The organism is Amycolatopsis sp. FBCC-B4732, assembly GCF_023008405.1.
GTDB lineage: Bacteria > Actinomycetota > Actinomycetes > Mycobacteriales > Pseudonocardiaceae > Amycolatopsis > Amycolatopsis pretoriensis_A.
On sequence record NZ_CP095376.1, the window covers coordinates 3,493,648 to 3,508,168 of the forward strand.

Here is a 14,521-nt window from a genome sequence, read left to right on the forward strand (position 1 = left end):
TCGGCTGGCACTACCTCGCGGTTTCGCGGCGCCGCGAGGAGTTGCCGGCCGCCGCCGCGGCGTAGAGCCACGCGAACGCGGCACACATCCCGGCGAAGATCAGCCCGACCGCGACGTAGGCGACCGTCCACAGCACGAGCGGGGTGTCGGTCTTGCGTTCCCGCTGCAGGAACGAGATCTCCGAGACGAAGTCGCGCTTGCCGGACCCGGCCGTGATGGCCTGCGCGTTCGCCGCCGGGTCGGCGGGCGCGTAGATCGGCGCGAGCGCCATCAGCCGGTCGGCGACGTGCAGCCGGATCCCCGCCTTCCACTGCCCGAACACCGGCAGCGGCTCGGCCGTGCGGTAGACGCCGGGGGCGAGCTTCTCCAGCGGCGCGGAGTAGAAGTCCCCGCCCTGCCAGGCGAACCCGGTGAGCCAGACGGCGTCGTCGGCGAGGTCGGGCCGGCTGATCGTCACGGTGGCGTCCACCCAGCGGGGCGTCCCGCCGCCGTGCGGGTTGGAGATCTCCTGGCCCGCCGCGGCTTCGGTCAGCCGGACGTCGGCGGCGAGCCCGGGCGGCGGGGCGAGCGGTGCCGCGACCGCCGCCATCAGCGCGACGACGCCGAGGGCGCCCACCAGCCCGGCGGCGTGCCGGGCCCCGAACCCCCGCCGGAGGCGGGAACCCGCGGCGACGTCCTCGATCCGCTGGTACTGCCACGCGCCGATCAGCGCGCCGCCGATGCTCGCGGCCGCACCGAAGGCGAGGAAGAGGCCGAGGTCCGCGGCGGGCCACGGGTCCGGCATCAGCCACTGCGAGAACGCCCACTCGCCGAGCAGGCCGAGGGTGCCGCTCGCCAGCCCGGCCACGACCGGGAACAGCGGCCCGCGCACGAGCAGCGCGACGACCTCGATCACGACGGCTTCGGCGGCGTACGGCAGCAGCGAAGCGACGTGCAGGTCGGCGACCAGCGGGATGATCGAGAACACGGCGCGGGAGACCAGCAGTACGGCGACCACGATGAGCGCGCCGCCCGGTCCCCACGAGAGGCGGCCGCAGACGAGCGTCCAGCTGCCGATCAGCCCGACCAGCACCACCTGCGCGAGCATCGGGAACTGCGGCACGCCGAGGTCGAACTCCATCAGGAACGCCGACGCGCCCATCATCCAGGCGCCGGCCAGCACCGGCCCGAGCAGCCGGACGAGCGGGCCGGTGGCGCCGGCCTGGCGGGCTTCGGCCAGCAGCAGCTGCAGGCCGATCACCACGCCGACGCCGCCGCCGATCATCAGCACGTGGGTGGGTCCCCACTCGGTGACGTCCTGGCCGAAGAGCCGGTGCCAGACGTCGTCGAGCGGGAAGCCGGCGATGCCGACCAGCCCGGTCAGCATCATCTGGACGCTGCCCATCGGCACCCGCCAGTGCGGGCCGAGCTTGAAGGTGCGCCGGGGCAGCTTTCCCTTGGCCAGCGCGGCGCTGAGCACACCGCTGGCGAAGATGCCCATCAGCCCGAAGTAGATCGGGTAGTGCGACGGGTTGGCGAGCGGGCCTTCGTCGCGGCCGAGCTCCATGTGGATCGGGACGTCCCAGTAGACGCCGATCAGCGCGGACATCCCGGAGAGGAAGGCGACGAACATCGGGAGCGCGGCCCAGCGCGGGAGGCCGGACAGCTCGCCCGACCAGTCGGCGAGGCGGCCCACGAGCGTCCGTTTGCCGGCCCGCGTCCGCAGGACGAAGATCGCCAGCGGGATGAAGACCAGCAGGAACATCAGCAGCGCGACGACGATCTGGCCGAATTGCGCGCCCCCGGCCGGGGGGCTGTTCTCCTGCGCCAGCAGCATCGCGTGCGCCTTCCTGATTCCGTGAACTGAAGTAACTGTTACTGTTCGTCACACGATAAGCCGGGCGAACCGCACCGGCAAGCCCGGGGTGGCCGCAACCGGACATCCCGCACGAGGAGAAGGACAACGATGCGGCGGATCCTGGTGCCGGTGACAACACTCGCGCTGCTGGCCGGCTGCGGCACCCCCGCGCCCCCGGCCCCGGCGGGCGAGCAGGTCGCGCAGTTCACCGTGCGGGGCGGCAAGCGGGTCGCCGGGCCCGACCGCGTCGAGGTCGCCCCCGGCCGCGCCGTCCGGCTCGAAGTCACCTCCGACACCGCCGACGAGCTGCACGTCCACGGGTACGACAAGGAGGTCGAGCTGACCGCGGGGCAGCCCGGCTCGGTGTCGTTCACCGCCGACGTCCCCGGCCTGTTCGAGGTCGAGCTGCACCACAGCGGGGCGAAGCTGACCCAGCTGCGGGTCGGCGCGTGAGGATCGTCCTGACCCACGGGCTCGGCGGGCGCTCCGACCTGCCGGTCCCGCTCTGGCTCGCGCTGTACGCGGGCGCGGCGGCCGTGCTCGCGTCGTTCGTCGCACTGACCCTGTTGTGGAAGACGCCGCGACTGCGGGGTGCCGAAGCCGGCCGTCCGCTGCCGTTCGCGCGCTTCCTCGACTCCCGGGCGCTTTCGTTCGTCCTCAGAGGACTCGGGCTGGTGTTCCTCGCCGGGTTCCTCGCGATGGCGTGGTTCGGGCCGGGTACGTCGGCGGCCAACCCGGCCCCTGCGTGGTTCTACGTGTGGTTCTGGGTCGGGCTGGTGCCGCTGTCGCTGCTGTTCGGCCCGGTCTGGCGGCGGATGAACCCGGTGCGCACCTTGGCGTCGCTGTTCCCGGGCCGGCGTCCGCTGCCCGCCCGGCTCGCTTACTGGCCCGCCGTCGTGAGCCTGCTCGCGTTCCTCTGGCTGGAGCTGGCTTCCGGCCACTCGGACTCGCCTCGGCTGATCGCCGGGTTCGTCACCCTGTACGTCGTTATACACGTGACCTGCGGCGCGGTCTTCGGGCCGCGGTGGTTCGATCGCGGCGACGGGTTCGAGGTCTACGCGGTGCTGATCGCCGGGCTGTCCCCGGTCGGCCGCCGCGCCGACGGCCGCCTGGTCGTGCGCTCCCCGCTCGACGGGCTGCTTGCCCTCGGTGGCTCCCCGGGCCTGACGCCGCTGGTCCTGGTCGTCCTCGGCTCGACGGCGTTCGACGGCCTGACCCGGCTCCCGTTCTGGAGCGACCTGACCCCGTCGATCCCGCTCGCCACGGCCGGTTTGCTCGCGGCCATCGCCCTCACCGCGCTGGCGTACGCGGGCGGCATCCGGCTGACGCGGCCGTACCTGCGCAAGGGCACCGAGCCGTACGCGGGGTTCGCGCACACGCTGGTGCCGATCATGGTGGGCTACACGGTGGCCCACTACTTCTCGTTCGCCCTCTTCGAAGGCCAGCGCGGCTTCGACCCCGCGGTCGTCGACTACACGCTGGTGTCGACGGCGGTCATCGCCGTGGTCCAGGTGGGCGCGATCGTGCTGGGGCACGTGCTGGCGGTCGGCTCGGCGCACGACCGCGCGCTCGGCGTGCTGCGCGGCGGCTACCGGACGGTGGGCCAGTACCCGCTGCTGGCCCTGATGGTCGGCTACACCGCGGTCGGCATCTACCTGGTGTCGGGCGCATGACCACAGTGGACACCGCGGCGCGGGTGGTGATGATGCACCAGGGCGGCTGGGACGAGATCGCCCTGTTCACCGGCCCGGTCGCGATCATCGGCCTGCTGGTCTTCCTCGCCCGGCGGCAGGTACCCCCACCGGACGAGGACGACGACGAAGTCAGCTAGTCAGCTTGGCCGCCACGTTGTACGCCTCCACCAGCAGTTTCGCGTTCGGCACCCGGCGCCGCGGCTCGACGCGGATCGTGCGGGTCTCCCCCGGCAGCAGCCAGAAGTAGTTGTCGCCGTAGCGGGTCGGCAGGACGCGGTCGGTGCCGTTCTTCTCGCGCAGCGACAGCCGGATCATCGCCGCCACCGTGCGGCCGTCGTTGCGGACCGTCGCGGTGAACGCGTCGCCGTCCGGGCGCAGGGACGTCGTCAGGCGCGCGCCCGGAAGCTGGTTCAGCGCGCGCATCGCCGTGTCCGTCCGGTAGCGCCAGTACGTGTTCTCCGACAGCACCGCACCGTGGGCGTCGGTCAGGGTCAGCCGCAGCAGGTGCAGGTCGGGCTGCCCGTCGGCGAACGGGACCGTGAACGCCGCCGCGGCCGAAATCGGGGCCACGTCGAGCTTCTGCTGCTGCGCCGGGCCCAGCGCGACGCCGTCGAGGCCGTAGAGCCGCGCGGTGGCGGTCACCCCGCTCAGCGCGCCCGGCGTGTGGTTGACCACGCGGACCTGCCACGTCGTCAGGTCGGCCTGCACGTGGTGGTGCTCGCAGCCCTTGCGCGCGCCGTAGTAGCTGCCGTTGACGTCGAGGTCGTAGTCGTAGGTCTGCCAGACCGTGCTGTGCCACGCCGGGTGCGACATCCACAGCAGCACGCCGGTGGCGTCGTTCCAGAGTTTCGCGTTCCACGCCTCGAAGATCGCGCGCATGCTCTCGTAGTTGACGAACTGCGCCTTGCGGCAGAACTCCGCCAGGCTCGTCGACGGCGCCAACCGCGCGTCGATCGCCGCGAGGTAGCTCTGCGGGGACTGGTTGCCGCCGGTGGACCAGTCGTGCAGGAACCAGGGTGCGCCGATCGGCCAGCCCGGGTCGTCCTTCCCGACCAGGTTGCGCATGCTCTCGACGACCGACACCGTCGGCAGCCCGATCTCGCTCCAGAACCCGGCCTTGCCGCCGGTCGCCTCGCCGGTGAAGTACCGCTTCGGGTCCTGCCAGTAGTACGGGCCGTCGCCGGTGATCACGCCGCCCGCGGAGTTGCCCTGGTAGAGCAGGTCGGTGCTGGAGTGGACGATGTCGCGCAGGGCGTTGTCGATGACCGGCGGCGGGGTGCCTTCGTTGCAGCCGAACCAGACCGTCGCGCACGCGTGGTGGCGGTAGCGCAGCACGGTGTCCTTCGCCTGCGCCAGGAAGATGTCGTGGTTGGCCGGGTCGGTCGACCAGCCGTCCCAGAACTCGTTCCACAGCAGGATCCCGTACTTGTCGCAGGCGTCGAACAGCTCCTGCCGGTACGACGAGCCCACCCAGTTGCGGATCAGCGTGAAGTTCATGTCGCGGTGCATCGCGACGACCGCGTCGGTGCGCTCGGCGGGCATCCGGCGCAGCAGCTCGTCCCAGCCCCAGCTGCCGCCGCGGGCGAAGATCTTGACGCCGTTGACCAGGAACGTCAGCGGCTTCGGGCTGTTGTCGACCGAGGCCGCGTCGGTCCAGGTGCCGCCGTCCTGCGAGACCTGGATCTTGAAGGTCGCGGCGTACGCGGTTTCCCAGGTGAGCACGACCTTGTCGAACGCCGTCGCGGCGCCGAGGTCGACCTGCAGCCACTGGTTGTCGTCGTAGGCCGACGTCCAGCGGGTGTTCGGATCGCCGTCGAACGCGCGCTCGGGCGGGTTGCCGTCGGCCACCGACAGCGAGCTCGACGGCTTGCCCTGCGCGACGTCGGTGCCCGAGCTGTCGAGCACCGACATCGTCCAGAGCGAGAAGCCCCAGCTCGTCGCGCGCTTGACGCCCTGCATCCGGACGAACCGGGCGGTCTGCGGCGCGAGGTCGACGGTCTGCGTGGCGCGGCCGTCGGCGATGACGATCGGCAGGTCGTACTGGTAGCCGATCTCCCGCAGGCCGATCTTGACGGTCCGGCGGTCGCTGGTGGCGGCGCCGATCGCCGCGGTGAGCGTCAGGTCGTACAGGTTCGGGTCGCCGTACCCGTTGGGCCACCACAGCTTCGGGTTCTTCACCACCTGCTTCGGGAAGACGACGTCGGTGGTCTCCCCGGCCGGGACGGTGACCGTGCTCGACACGCTGACCGGGCCGAACGCGGCGCTGACCTTGACGCGCTGGGCGGTCGCGGCGGCGTTGCGGACCGGGACGGTGAGCGTCACCTCGGCGGTGCCGGCGTCGGGCACCTTCGTGTCGGCGCGGACGTCACCGAGCACTGCGGCGCCGGTCGAGCGCAGGCGGACGTGGTCCCAGATGCCCGAGGCGCGGTCGCGGACCGCGGGCATCCAGTCCCAGCCGGACACCGCGAGGTAGGTCGGCGAGTTGTCGAACATGGTGCCGCCGGCGTCGACCCAGGAGCTGCCGTCGGCGCCCTTGTCCCCCGGGCTGCCTGGGCGCGGCATCGGCGAGATCTTGACGGCGAGGGCCTGGTCGCCGGAGCGGCGCAGCGCCGCGGTGACGTCGAAGGCGCCCCGGCCGAACGGGTGGCTCTGCGTGCCGATTTCGGCACCGTTGAGCCAGATCCGCGCTTCGTGGTTGACGCCGTCGAACTCGAGCCAGACGTGCCGGCCGGGCGAGGTGTCGAGGCCGCGCGGGATGCCGAACTGGCGGCGGTACCACCAGGCGTGCCGGGAAAGCGCTTCCGGGACGTGCAGGTTGTTCAGGCCGGACACCGGGTCGGGCAGCTGGCCCTGCTCGACGAGCGAGGCCAGCACGGTGCCGGGAACCGTGGCGGGCAGCCAGCCCCGGGTGTCCACGGTGGACGCGGAAAGCGCCTTGCCGTCGCCGGTCGGCGCCCAGTCGTCCATCGTGAGCACCCAGCCGGATTCGAGCGGCACGGTGCCGTCGGGCGCCACGGCGAGCGCGGGCGGGTCGGCGTGCGGGCGGAGCGGGAAGCTGGTCCAGCCGTGCACCGCCGGGCGGTTCTGCGGGCCGCTGCCGAAGACCTGGAAGCCGTTGAGGCCCAGCGGGTTCGTGGTCGAGCGGCGGCTCGCGGTGAAGCGGACCCAGCGCGCGGTGACCGACAGCGGGATCGTCACGACACCGCCGGTGCCGGCGTCGGTGTGGTGGACGGTGCGCCAGGCCCGGCCGTCACCCGAGACGTCGAGGTCGAAGGCGGTGGCGTAGCTCGACTGGACCTCGGCGCCGCTGGTGCGGCTGCGGGACGCGGCGGCGTCGAAGGCCGGGTCGCCGGGCTGCGCCTCGAAGGTGAGGACGACGGAGTCGATGCGGCAGGCGGCCTGCAGGTCGACGACGATCCACTGGCCGTCCCCTTGGGCGGCGCGCCAGCCGGAGCCGCGGACGCCGACCTGCGCGAGTCCGTCGACGGCGAACTCGGCCGGGGTGGCGGCGTAGGCGGTCGAGGAGACCTGGACGGGCCGGAAGAGCGCGAGGTCGGTCTTCGGCGCCACCGCGGCGGGCGCGGCCGAGGCGGCCCCGGGCAGCACGGCCGCGAGCCCGAACCCGGCGAGCAGCCCCGTCCCGGCCGCGAGAACGTGCCGCCGCGAGACAGCGGCGACTTCCGCGCGCTCGACATCCGGGGCGATGCCGTACTCCTCCGCCATTGCGAACTCCGTTTCCGGTGGGCTGACAACGTTGCCAGGAAGCTTCCGCTGAGCCCATCGGCAGGGTCAAGAAGACAAGGTGGACAAGAATTAGGAAAAATGACATCGATGTCGGCGAACCGGTCAGCATGCCCCGCTGAGCGGTGCTCGGTAGGGTTGCATCGAACCCGCACCGATCTTCCAGGAGGCGTCGTGGTCGAGGTCGAACGAACGCTCACGGTGCCCGTCCCGGTCGAGGCCGTCGCGGGTTACCTGCAGGACTTCGCGCACACGGAGGAGTGGGACCCGGGCACGAAGTCGTGCACCCGAACCGACGCGGGCCCCATCGAGGTCGGCGCGCGGTGGCACAACGTGTCGGAGTTCCGCGGCCGCGAGACGGAGCTGGACTACCGGCTGACGCGCCGCGAGCCCGGCCGGGTGACGTTCGTGGGCTCGAACAAGACGGCGACGTCGACGGACGACTTCACGCTGACGGCGGACGGCGGTGGGACGAAGGTGCGCTACCAGGCGAAGATCGAGTTCCACGGGCTGGCGAAGCTGGCGGGGCCGCTGTTGAAGCGGGAGTTCGAGCGGCTGGGTGACGAGGTGGTGCCGGAGCTGACGCGGGCGCTCGGGAAGCTGGCCTGACGCCTGTGGGGGTGGCGAGGAATCGGCCTGGACCGGACGGCGCCGCCCGGACCGGCTCGACGACCTTGCGGCGGCGGTCGCGCGGCGACGACTCGCCCCGGCTGAGCCGGCCGCGATTTCGTCGGGGATCCGAACCGCGCTCACGGTGGCACCCACCGAGCCCGATCTGATCGGCCGGCTCCCGGCCCCCGCTCGAGAGACGAATTCCGCGGACCCGCTCCCGGCCGCCGGGCCGCGATCCCCTCAGCCCGCTCCCCGGCCCACCCGCGAGCGGATTCCGCCGACCGGCTCCCGGCGGCCGGGCCTCGATCCCATGGGCCGGCTTCCGGCCCCGCCTGCGAGGCGAATTCCGCTGACCCGCTCCCGCCAGCCGCGCCTCGATTCCATCGGGCCACCCGCACCCGCCGCCTCGGCGAACCACGCTTCCGGCACGTCGCCCACACCTGCCGACCGGCAAGCCCCGACCCCACCGGCCCACCTGCAACCCGCCACCTCGGCAAGCGGCGCTACCGGCAAGTCGCCCGCCTCTCCCGACCGGCAAGCCCCGACCCCATTGACCCACCTGCAACCCGCCACCCCGGCAAGCCACACTTCCGGCACGTCGCCCACACCTGCCGACCGGCAAGCCCCGACCCCACCGGCCCACCTGCAACCCGCCACCCCGGCAAGCCACACTTCCGGCACGTCGCCCACACCTGCCGACCGGCAAGCCCCGACCCCACCGGCCCACCTGCAACCCGCCACCCCGGCAAGCGGCGCTACCGGCAAGTCGCCCGCCTCTCCCGACCGGCAAGCCCCGACCCCATTGACCCACCTGCAACCCGCCACCCCGGCAAGCGGCGCTACCGGCAAGTCGCCCGCCTCTCCCGACCGGCAAGCCCCGACCCCATTGACCCACCTGCAACCCGCCACCTCAGCGAGCCACGCTTCCGGCAAGTCGCCCACATCTGCCGACCGGCAAGCCGCGACCCCACTGGCCAGCTGCAAGCCCGCCACCTCTGCGAGCCGCGATTCCACCGCCGGCCGACTGGCCAGGCGAGGTGCCGCGCCCGCCTACGGCAGAGCAGCGAGCCGACCGGGCTACACCTCGGCGTACTCCGCCGCCAGCTCCACCGCCGACTCGAGGTCGTTCACCCTCGGGTAGCCGCGGTCGCCCAAGTTGTCCCAGCCTGGGCCTGCCGTGCCGACCGGGCGGCCCAGCGCGCTCACCCGGGCCGCCAGGAGGTCGTCGGCCGTCGGTGGGCTCATCGACCACAGGACCACCAGCACCGGGTCCAGACGGGCCGCCAGGTCCGCCAGTGCCTCCGCCGGGACCAGCTGGCCCAGGTACGCCACCGGGATGCCCGCCTCCGCCAGTGTCGCCCGCAGTGCCTCCATCGGCAGGGAGTGCCGCTCGGCCGGACAGCACGCCAGCAGCACCGGCCGGCCCGGGACCGCCGCCGGGAAGCGGACGCTGAAGCGCTCGTACGCCAGGGAGATCTGCGTCGTCAACGCCCACTCCGAGCCGAAGCACACGTCGCCGCGCTGCCAGCGGTCTCCCAGTCCGCGCAGGACCGGGGCGAAGACGTCCGTCCAGGCCGCCGCCGGGCCGAGGCTGCCGAGGGTTTCGTCCAGGAGGCCGGCCATCGTCGCCGAGTGGAGTTCCTCCGCCGCGTCCGCGAGCTCGCGGGCCCGGTCGGCCGCCGGGATCTCGGGTGCGCCCGCTTCGCCGCCGAAGGCCGCGGCCGCCGCTTCGCGCACCGGCATTCCGCGCGCGACCAGGCGTTGCATTTGCTGGAGGCGGCGGACGTCGGCGTCGGAATAGCGGCGGTGGCGGCCGGCGCCGGCCGGGGGGCCGATCCCGTACCGCGCGCTCCAGCTCCGCAAAGTCACGGGCGACACGCCCAGCAGCTCGGCGACTTTGCCGGGTGCCCAGGCTCCTGCGTCGACGTTCTTGGCTTCCACCGCTTCCTTTCGCCTCACGGACGGCGAACCGCCGAAGCTTAGCGACGCCCGGCGCGCAGGGGGACGCGGCGGCGGGGCGAAGGCCTGCCGCGTCCCCCTGTCGGCGCCGCGGGGGCGCCGGTGATCCGGCCCGCGTCAGCCGGATCCGGCCGGCCGCGGGGCGTGGCATCCGACGCGACCGGCGAGGTGCCGGGGAAACGGTGGTGCTGCCCGATTACGGTATACCCGCGCGCAACGCTTGTGCATCGTTAACCCTCGAATGTCGTAGCGACTCGCCCCGGACGAGTGATCTCACGCCGACCGGGGTACCAATCGCCGCAAGGGGCGACTGGAGGGAACCGATGACCGAGCACCGCACCGCACCCGAGCTCTCCACCAGGACGGACGCCGGGATCGTCACGGTCCGCTGCACCGGCGAAGTCGACCTGGGCACGGCGTGCCGCCTCCGCGACCGGCTGCTGGCCCCGATCCGCGCGGGCGCCCGAGGGGTCGTCGCGGACCTCACCGAGACGACCTTCTGCGACTCGACGGTCTTCAGCGTCCTGGTCGAGGCCCAGCGCGACGCCGACGAGCGCAACGTCGCTTTCGCGATCGCCCCGGGCGACACGGCGGTCTTCCGCCCCCTGCACATCCTCGGCCTGGACCGGACGCTGCCGCTGCACCGGGGACGCGCGGCCGCCCGGGCGGCGGTGGCGGAGGCACCGGTCGTGAGCCGCCGGGTGTCCTGACTCGCGAGGCCGGTCGGCCGCCGAGGGAAGCCGCGGCGAAGGAGCCAGCAGGCTGCGCGGGATCGGCGGGCACCCGGGCGACTGGCGCATGGCCCGGCAGGGCGCGCGGGATCGGCGGGCCCTTGTGCGACGGGCGCCGTGGCTTGGCAGGCGGTGGCCGCACCGGCGGGCCCGCAGGCGGCTGGCGCATGGCAGGCAGGCGACTCAGGATCGGCGGGCGCCGTCTGGCGCGTGGCTTGGCAGGCGGTGGCCGCACCGGCGGGCCCACAGGCGGCTGGCGCATGGCAGGCAGGCCGCGCAGGATCGGCGGGCGCCGCCTGGCACGAGGCTTGGGAGGCTGGGCCGCACCGGCGGACCCCGGGCGGCGAGCGAAATTCCGGCGGCGTCGCCCCGCAGGCTGTGCAGCAGCGGCAGGCCCAGCGGCGGCGGGCGCGCCACTGGGCGACAGCGGCCCCCGGGCGGCGAGAACAACTCCGGCGTCGCCCGGCAAGCCCGTGCCGCGACAGCCAGCCCGCACCCGCGGACCCGACGACTGCGGGCGCAAGTCGCCCAGCAGGCCACGGCCCACGCGCACCGACCGTGGCGGGCCACCCGCACGAGTCACCGATCGCGACACTCCCCGATCGGGTGGATAGCCGGGCACCCGTCCTGACCTGCCGCTATCGTCCGGCACGGAAAGTCCACTGTGGACAGGGGGAGGTCCCGTGCGCGTGACCCATGCCGCCCTCGCGGCGCTGGCGGCCTGCGGGCTCGTGGTTGTTTCGATCCCGATCGGCCTGTCCGCGGCCGCCGATCCGCTGCCCGGCGGGCTCGGGCCGTGCGTGCCCGGGTCGTGTCCCGGGACTTTCCCGCCGGTCGGCAACGGGGCGTTCGCCGGGCGGGACAACGCCATCAACGTCTTCGCCGGCGGTGACATGCGCGTCACCGGGAGCGCCGCCGAGGCCGAAGGGCGGGTGGTCGTCGGCGGGGACTTCACGCTGCGGAAGACCTCCGGCTCGTCGATCTACAACGTCGGGGTCGCCGGGGTCGGCTCGCGCGTCCCGCCGCCGGACGGGGCCGACTTCCTGACCGTCGGCGGGGACCTCTCCGTGGCCGATGGGCAGCGGCTCGACGCCGTGGGTGACTCCGGTGGCGGGGTCGTCCGGCACGCCGGGGACGTCAGCGGCACCGTGATCGGGACCGTCGTGCACGACACCGCCGCGATGAAGCCCTACGCGGGGCTGCGCGCCGAACTCACCGCCGCCAGCGAGTGCTACGCCCGGGCCGCGGCCACCGGGACCGTCGTGAACCAGAACTACCAGACGCTCTTCACCGGCGACGGGAAGTCCGCGCTGCAGGTCTTCACCGTCACCCAGGACATCGCCGGCCCGGGCGGTGCCACCCAGGGCATCGCGTTCGAGGGCATCCCGGCCCGGGCCACGGTGCTGGTCAACCTCACCGGCTCGGCCCGGGTGATCAACACCTACAGCGGCGGCCTCGACGACAACGACCCGCTCAACCGCCTGCGCCCCCGCCTGCTGTGGAACTTCCCCGACGCCCACGTGGTCCGCCTCACCGGCAGCGGCATGTTCCAGGGCAGCGTGCTCGCGGGCCGCCCGGACGGCACCACGACGGTCACCCTCCCCGGCACCAACGGCCGCTTCTTCACGGCGGGCAACCTGGTCCACGGCTCCGGGGCCGGCCAAGGCAGCGGGCAGGAGTTCCACGCGTACCCGTTCACCGGCGACCTGCCCTCGTGCGCGAAGCCGCCCGAGCCGACCACCACGACCACGGTCACCACGACCTCGACGGCGCCCACGACCACGCCGACCAGCACCACCACACCCACCAGCACCAGCACGACGCCGACCACCGAGCCATCCACCACGGAGCCGTCGACCACACCCACGAGCACCACCGAGCCGTCGGCCACCACCCCGAACACGGCCACCAGCACCACGACCACCGAGCCCACCAGCACCACGACCCCATCGGGCACCACCACGGTCACCTCGACCACGGTCACCACCCCGACCGGCACCGCGACCAGCACGGAGACCTCCAGCACCACCCCGCCAGGCCCGAACCCGGCCCCGACCACCCCGGGCGGGCACGGACGGCTCCCGGCCACCGGCACCGACCTGGGTCCCGTCCTCGGTCTCGGGGCCCTGCTGCTCGCCGCCGGCATCGCGCTCGTCCTCCTCTCCTCCCGCCGCCGGACGCGCTGACGCTCCACAGTGGAGCGCGGCCACACTGCGGGCCGACACGAGCCGTGTCACGATCGGGTGACCTCCGGACGGGCCCGGCCCCCGGAGGGCATTCGATCGGGACGAGGCGGATCCCGCGCCGTCGGCGCGTCCGCGAGGTGGACAGGGTGCTGGCGGAGACTGACGCGGACAGAAGGACCGAAGAGCGGACGAGCACGCGCGGCCGGTGGCTGCCCGTCTACGGGGCGGTTCTGGGTGCCGTCGTCTTCCTCGTGGTGCGCGGGAGCCTCACCGACGACGCCTACATCACCCTCGCCTACGCCAAGAACCTCGCCGTCCACGGCGAGTGGGGCATCATCCCCGGCTCGCCCGCGAACTCCGCGACGTCGCCGCTGAACGTCCTGCTCCTCGGCGCGCTGACCCTCCTCACGCGGGTGGCCGGCGGGCCGCACCCGGTCGTCGCGCTCGGCGTGCTGACCATCGCCTGCGGCGCCGCGCTCGGGTGGGCGTGGCTGCGGCTCGGCCGGCGGCTGGCGCTGCCGCCCGCGGCCGGGGTGCTCGGGGTCGCGCTCGTGCTGCTGAACCCGTTCGTGCTGTCCGCCGTCGGGCTGGAAGTGCTGCTGATCCCGGCCGTGCTGCTGGTGCTCACGGTCCTCGCGCTCGAAGGCCGGCCGCTCTGGTTCGGCGTGGTGGCCGGCCTGGCCGTCCTCACCCGGATCGACCTCGGCGTGTTCGTGGTGGTCATCGCGCTCAGCGCGCCCGAGATCCGGCGGAAGCTGCTGCCCGCGGCCGGCGTCGCGGTGCTCACCTCGGCGCCGTGGTTCCTCGTCAGCTGGATCGCCTTCGGTTCGTTCGTGCCCGACACGCTCGCCATCAAGCAGACGCAGGCGGGGCTGTTCGCGCCGTGGAGCTACAGCACCGGCCCGGTGATGTACTACCTCGGCTGGCCGGTCACGGTGCTCGTGTCGTTCCTGCCCGCCCTGCTCGGCGTGGTCGCGCTCGCCGCGTGGGCGGCAGCGCGGTTCGCGGTCCGGTGGCCGCTCTTCCCCGCGCTCGGCCCGGTCGCGGCGCTGGCCGGCGGCGGGGTCCTCTACTACCTCGCCTACTCGTTCATCGGCGTCGGCCCGTTCCACTGGTACTACGTGGCGCCGGTGACCGCGGGGAGCGCTTTCGCGGTCGCCGCGTTCGGCACCTGGTACGCCCAGGCGCGCGAACGGCCGGAGCTGCGGACCGGGCCGCCGGTGCTCGCGCTCGGGCTCACCGGCGTGCTCGTGCTGAGCGGTGCCGCGGTCGACGGCGCCCAGGGCCTGCCGTGGCCGTCGCCGGTGGTGTTCGGGAACTGGGCCAGCGCCGACGACTACGCGCGCGTTGGCACCGAGCTCGGCGCGCGGCTCGACGGCGCCAGCGTGGCCAGCCCGGGTGAGATCGGCACCCTGGCCTACTTCTGCGAGTGCGCCATCCTCGACGAGTTCTCCGACCGCGGCGAGGCGGTGAAGCTGGTCGAGAAGCGGATCGCGACGGCGAACCCGCTGATGAGCCTGGCGCTGCGGGTGAACTACCACTGGCTGGACACCTCGGTGGCGCCGCGCAAACCGGACTTCCGGATGCAGTACGCGTCGGGCCCGGCGACCGGACCGGACGACTGGCAGGTCCGGTCCGCGGCGAAAGGTGTCGGCCACTTCGTCTTCACCCGGGAGCCGTGACCACGCCGCTCATCTGAGCAGTGACGGAAAACTCTGGTATTTCCCCTGGACGCCAGACTGCGCGAAACCCCCGTGAGGC

10 protein-coding genes are annotated in these 14,521 nt (G+C 73.3%); 7 read left to right on the forward strand and 3 right to left on the reverse strand.

Features of this window, described 5'->3' with window-relative positions:
* Positions 1-10: 10 nt before the first annotated feature.
* On the reverse strand, positions 11-1,816 hold the full coding sequence (locus tag MUY14_RS15025) for a hypothetical protein (RefSeq protein ID WP_247023622.1): 1,806 nt from the start codon (positions 1,814-1,816) through the stop codon (positions 11-13).
* Positions 1,817-1,945: 129 nt separating this feature from the next.
* Between MUY14_RS15025 and MUY14_RS15030 the strand changes: the two genes are divergently transcribed.
* The 3 genes from MUY14_RS15030 to MUY14_RS15040 are packed head-to-tail and all read left to right on the forward strand — an operon-like array spanning position 1,946 to position 3,668.
* Entirely contained in the window at positions 1,946-2,290 is a 345-nt protein-coding gene (locus tag MUY14_RS15030) for a cupredoxin domain-containing protein (protein WP_247023623.1), read from the forward strand.
* On the forward strand, positions 2,287-3,510 hold the full coding sequence (locus MUY14_RS15035; RefSeq protein ID WP_247023624.1) for a hypothetical protein: 1,224 nt from the start codon (positions 2,287-2,289) through the stop codon (positions 3,508-3,510). The genes MUY14_RS15030 and MUY14_RS15035 overlap by 4 nt, the downstream gene beginning before the upstream one ends.
* The gene (locus MUY14_RS15040) at positions 3,507-3,668 is read left to right on the forward strand and encodes a hypothetical protein (protein WP_247023625.1); all 162 of its coding nucleotides are present in this window, start codon (positions 3,507-3,509) and stop codon (positions 3,666-3,668) included. Before MUY14_RS15035 ends, MUY14_RS15040 begins: the two co-directional genes overlap by 4 nt.
* On the opposite strand, the gene MUY14_RS15045 is transcribed toward MUY14_RS15040, so the two are convergent.
* Complete coding sequence (locus tag MUY14_RS15045) at positions 3,661-7,254, reverse strand: discoidin domain-containing protein (protein WP_247023626.1); 3,594 nt, start codon at positions 7,252-7,254, stop codon at positions 3,661-3,663. The two genes, MUY14_RS15040 and MUY14_RS15045, sit on opposite strands and share 8 nt — an antisense overlap.
* Before the next feature lie 192 nt (positions 7,255-7,446).
* Here MUY14_RS15045 and MUY14_RS15050 point away from each other — a divergent pair, with 192 nt between their 5' ends.
* Positions 7,447-7,881, forward strand: coding sequence for an SRPBCC family protein (locus MUY14_RS15050; protein ID WP_247023627.1), 435 nt, complete (start codon positions 7,447-7,449; stop codon positions 7,879-7,881).
* A 1,080-nt stretch (positions 7,882-8,961) separates the two neighbouring features.
* Here the strand turns inward: MUY14_RS15050 and MUY14_RS15055 are convergent.
* On the reverse strand, positions 8,962-9,843 hold the full coding sequence (locus MUY14_RS15055) for a MerR family transcriptional regulator (protein ID WP_247023628.1): 882 nt from the start codon (positions 9,841-9,843) through the stop codon (positions 8,962-8,964).
* A 323-nt stretch (positions 9,844-10,166) separates the two neighbouring features.
* Between MUY14_RS15055 and MUY14_RS15060 the strand changes: the two genes are divergently transcribed.
* The 3 genes from MUY14_RS15060 to MUY14_RS15070 all read left to right on the forward strand — a co-directional run bounded on the left by MUY14_RS15060 (position 10,167) and on the right by MUY14_RS15070 (position 14,442).
* Positions 10,167-10,553, forward strand: coding sequence for an STAS domain-containing protein (locus tag MUY14_RS15060; protein ID WP_247023629.1), 387 nt, complete (start codon positions 10,167-10,169; stop codon positions 10,551-10,553).
* Positions 10,554-11,257: 704 nt separating this feature from the next.
* Entirely contained in the window at positions 11,258-12,760 is a 1,503-nt protein-coding gene (locus tag MUY14_RS46875) for a choice-of-anchor A family protein (RefSeq protein WP_281506298.1), read from the forward strand.
* A gap of 146 nt (positions 12,761-12,906) precedes the next feature.
* The gene (locus MUY14_RS15070) at positions 12,907-14,442 is read left to right on the forward strand and encodes a hypothetical protein (RefSeq protein WP_315863273.1); all 1,536 of its coding nucleotides are present in this window, start codon (positions 12,907-12,909) and stop codon (positions 14,440-14,442) included.
* The last annotated feature ends 79 nt before the right edge of the window (positions 14,443-14,521 follow it).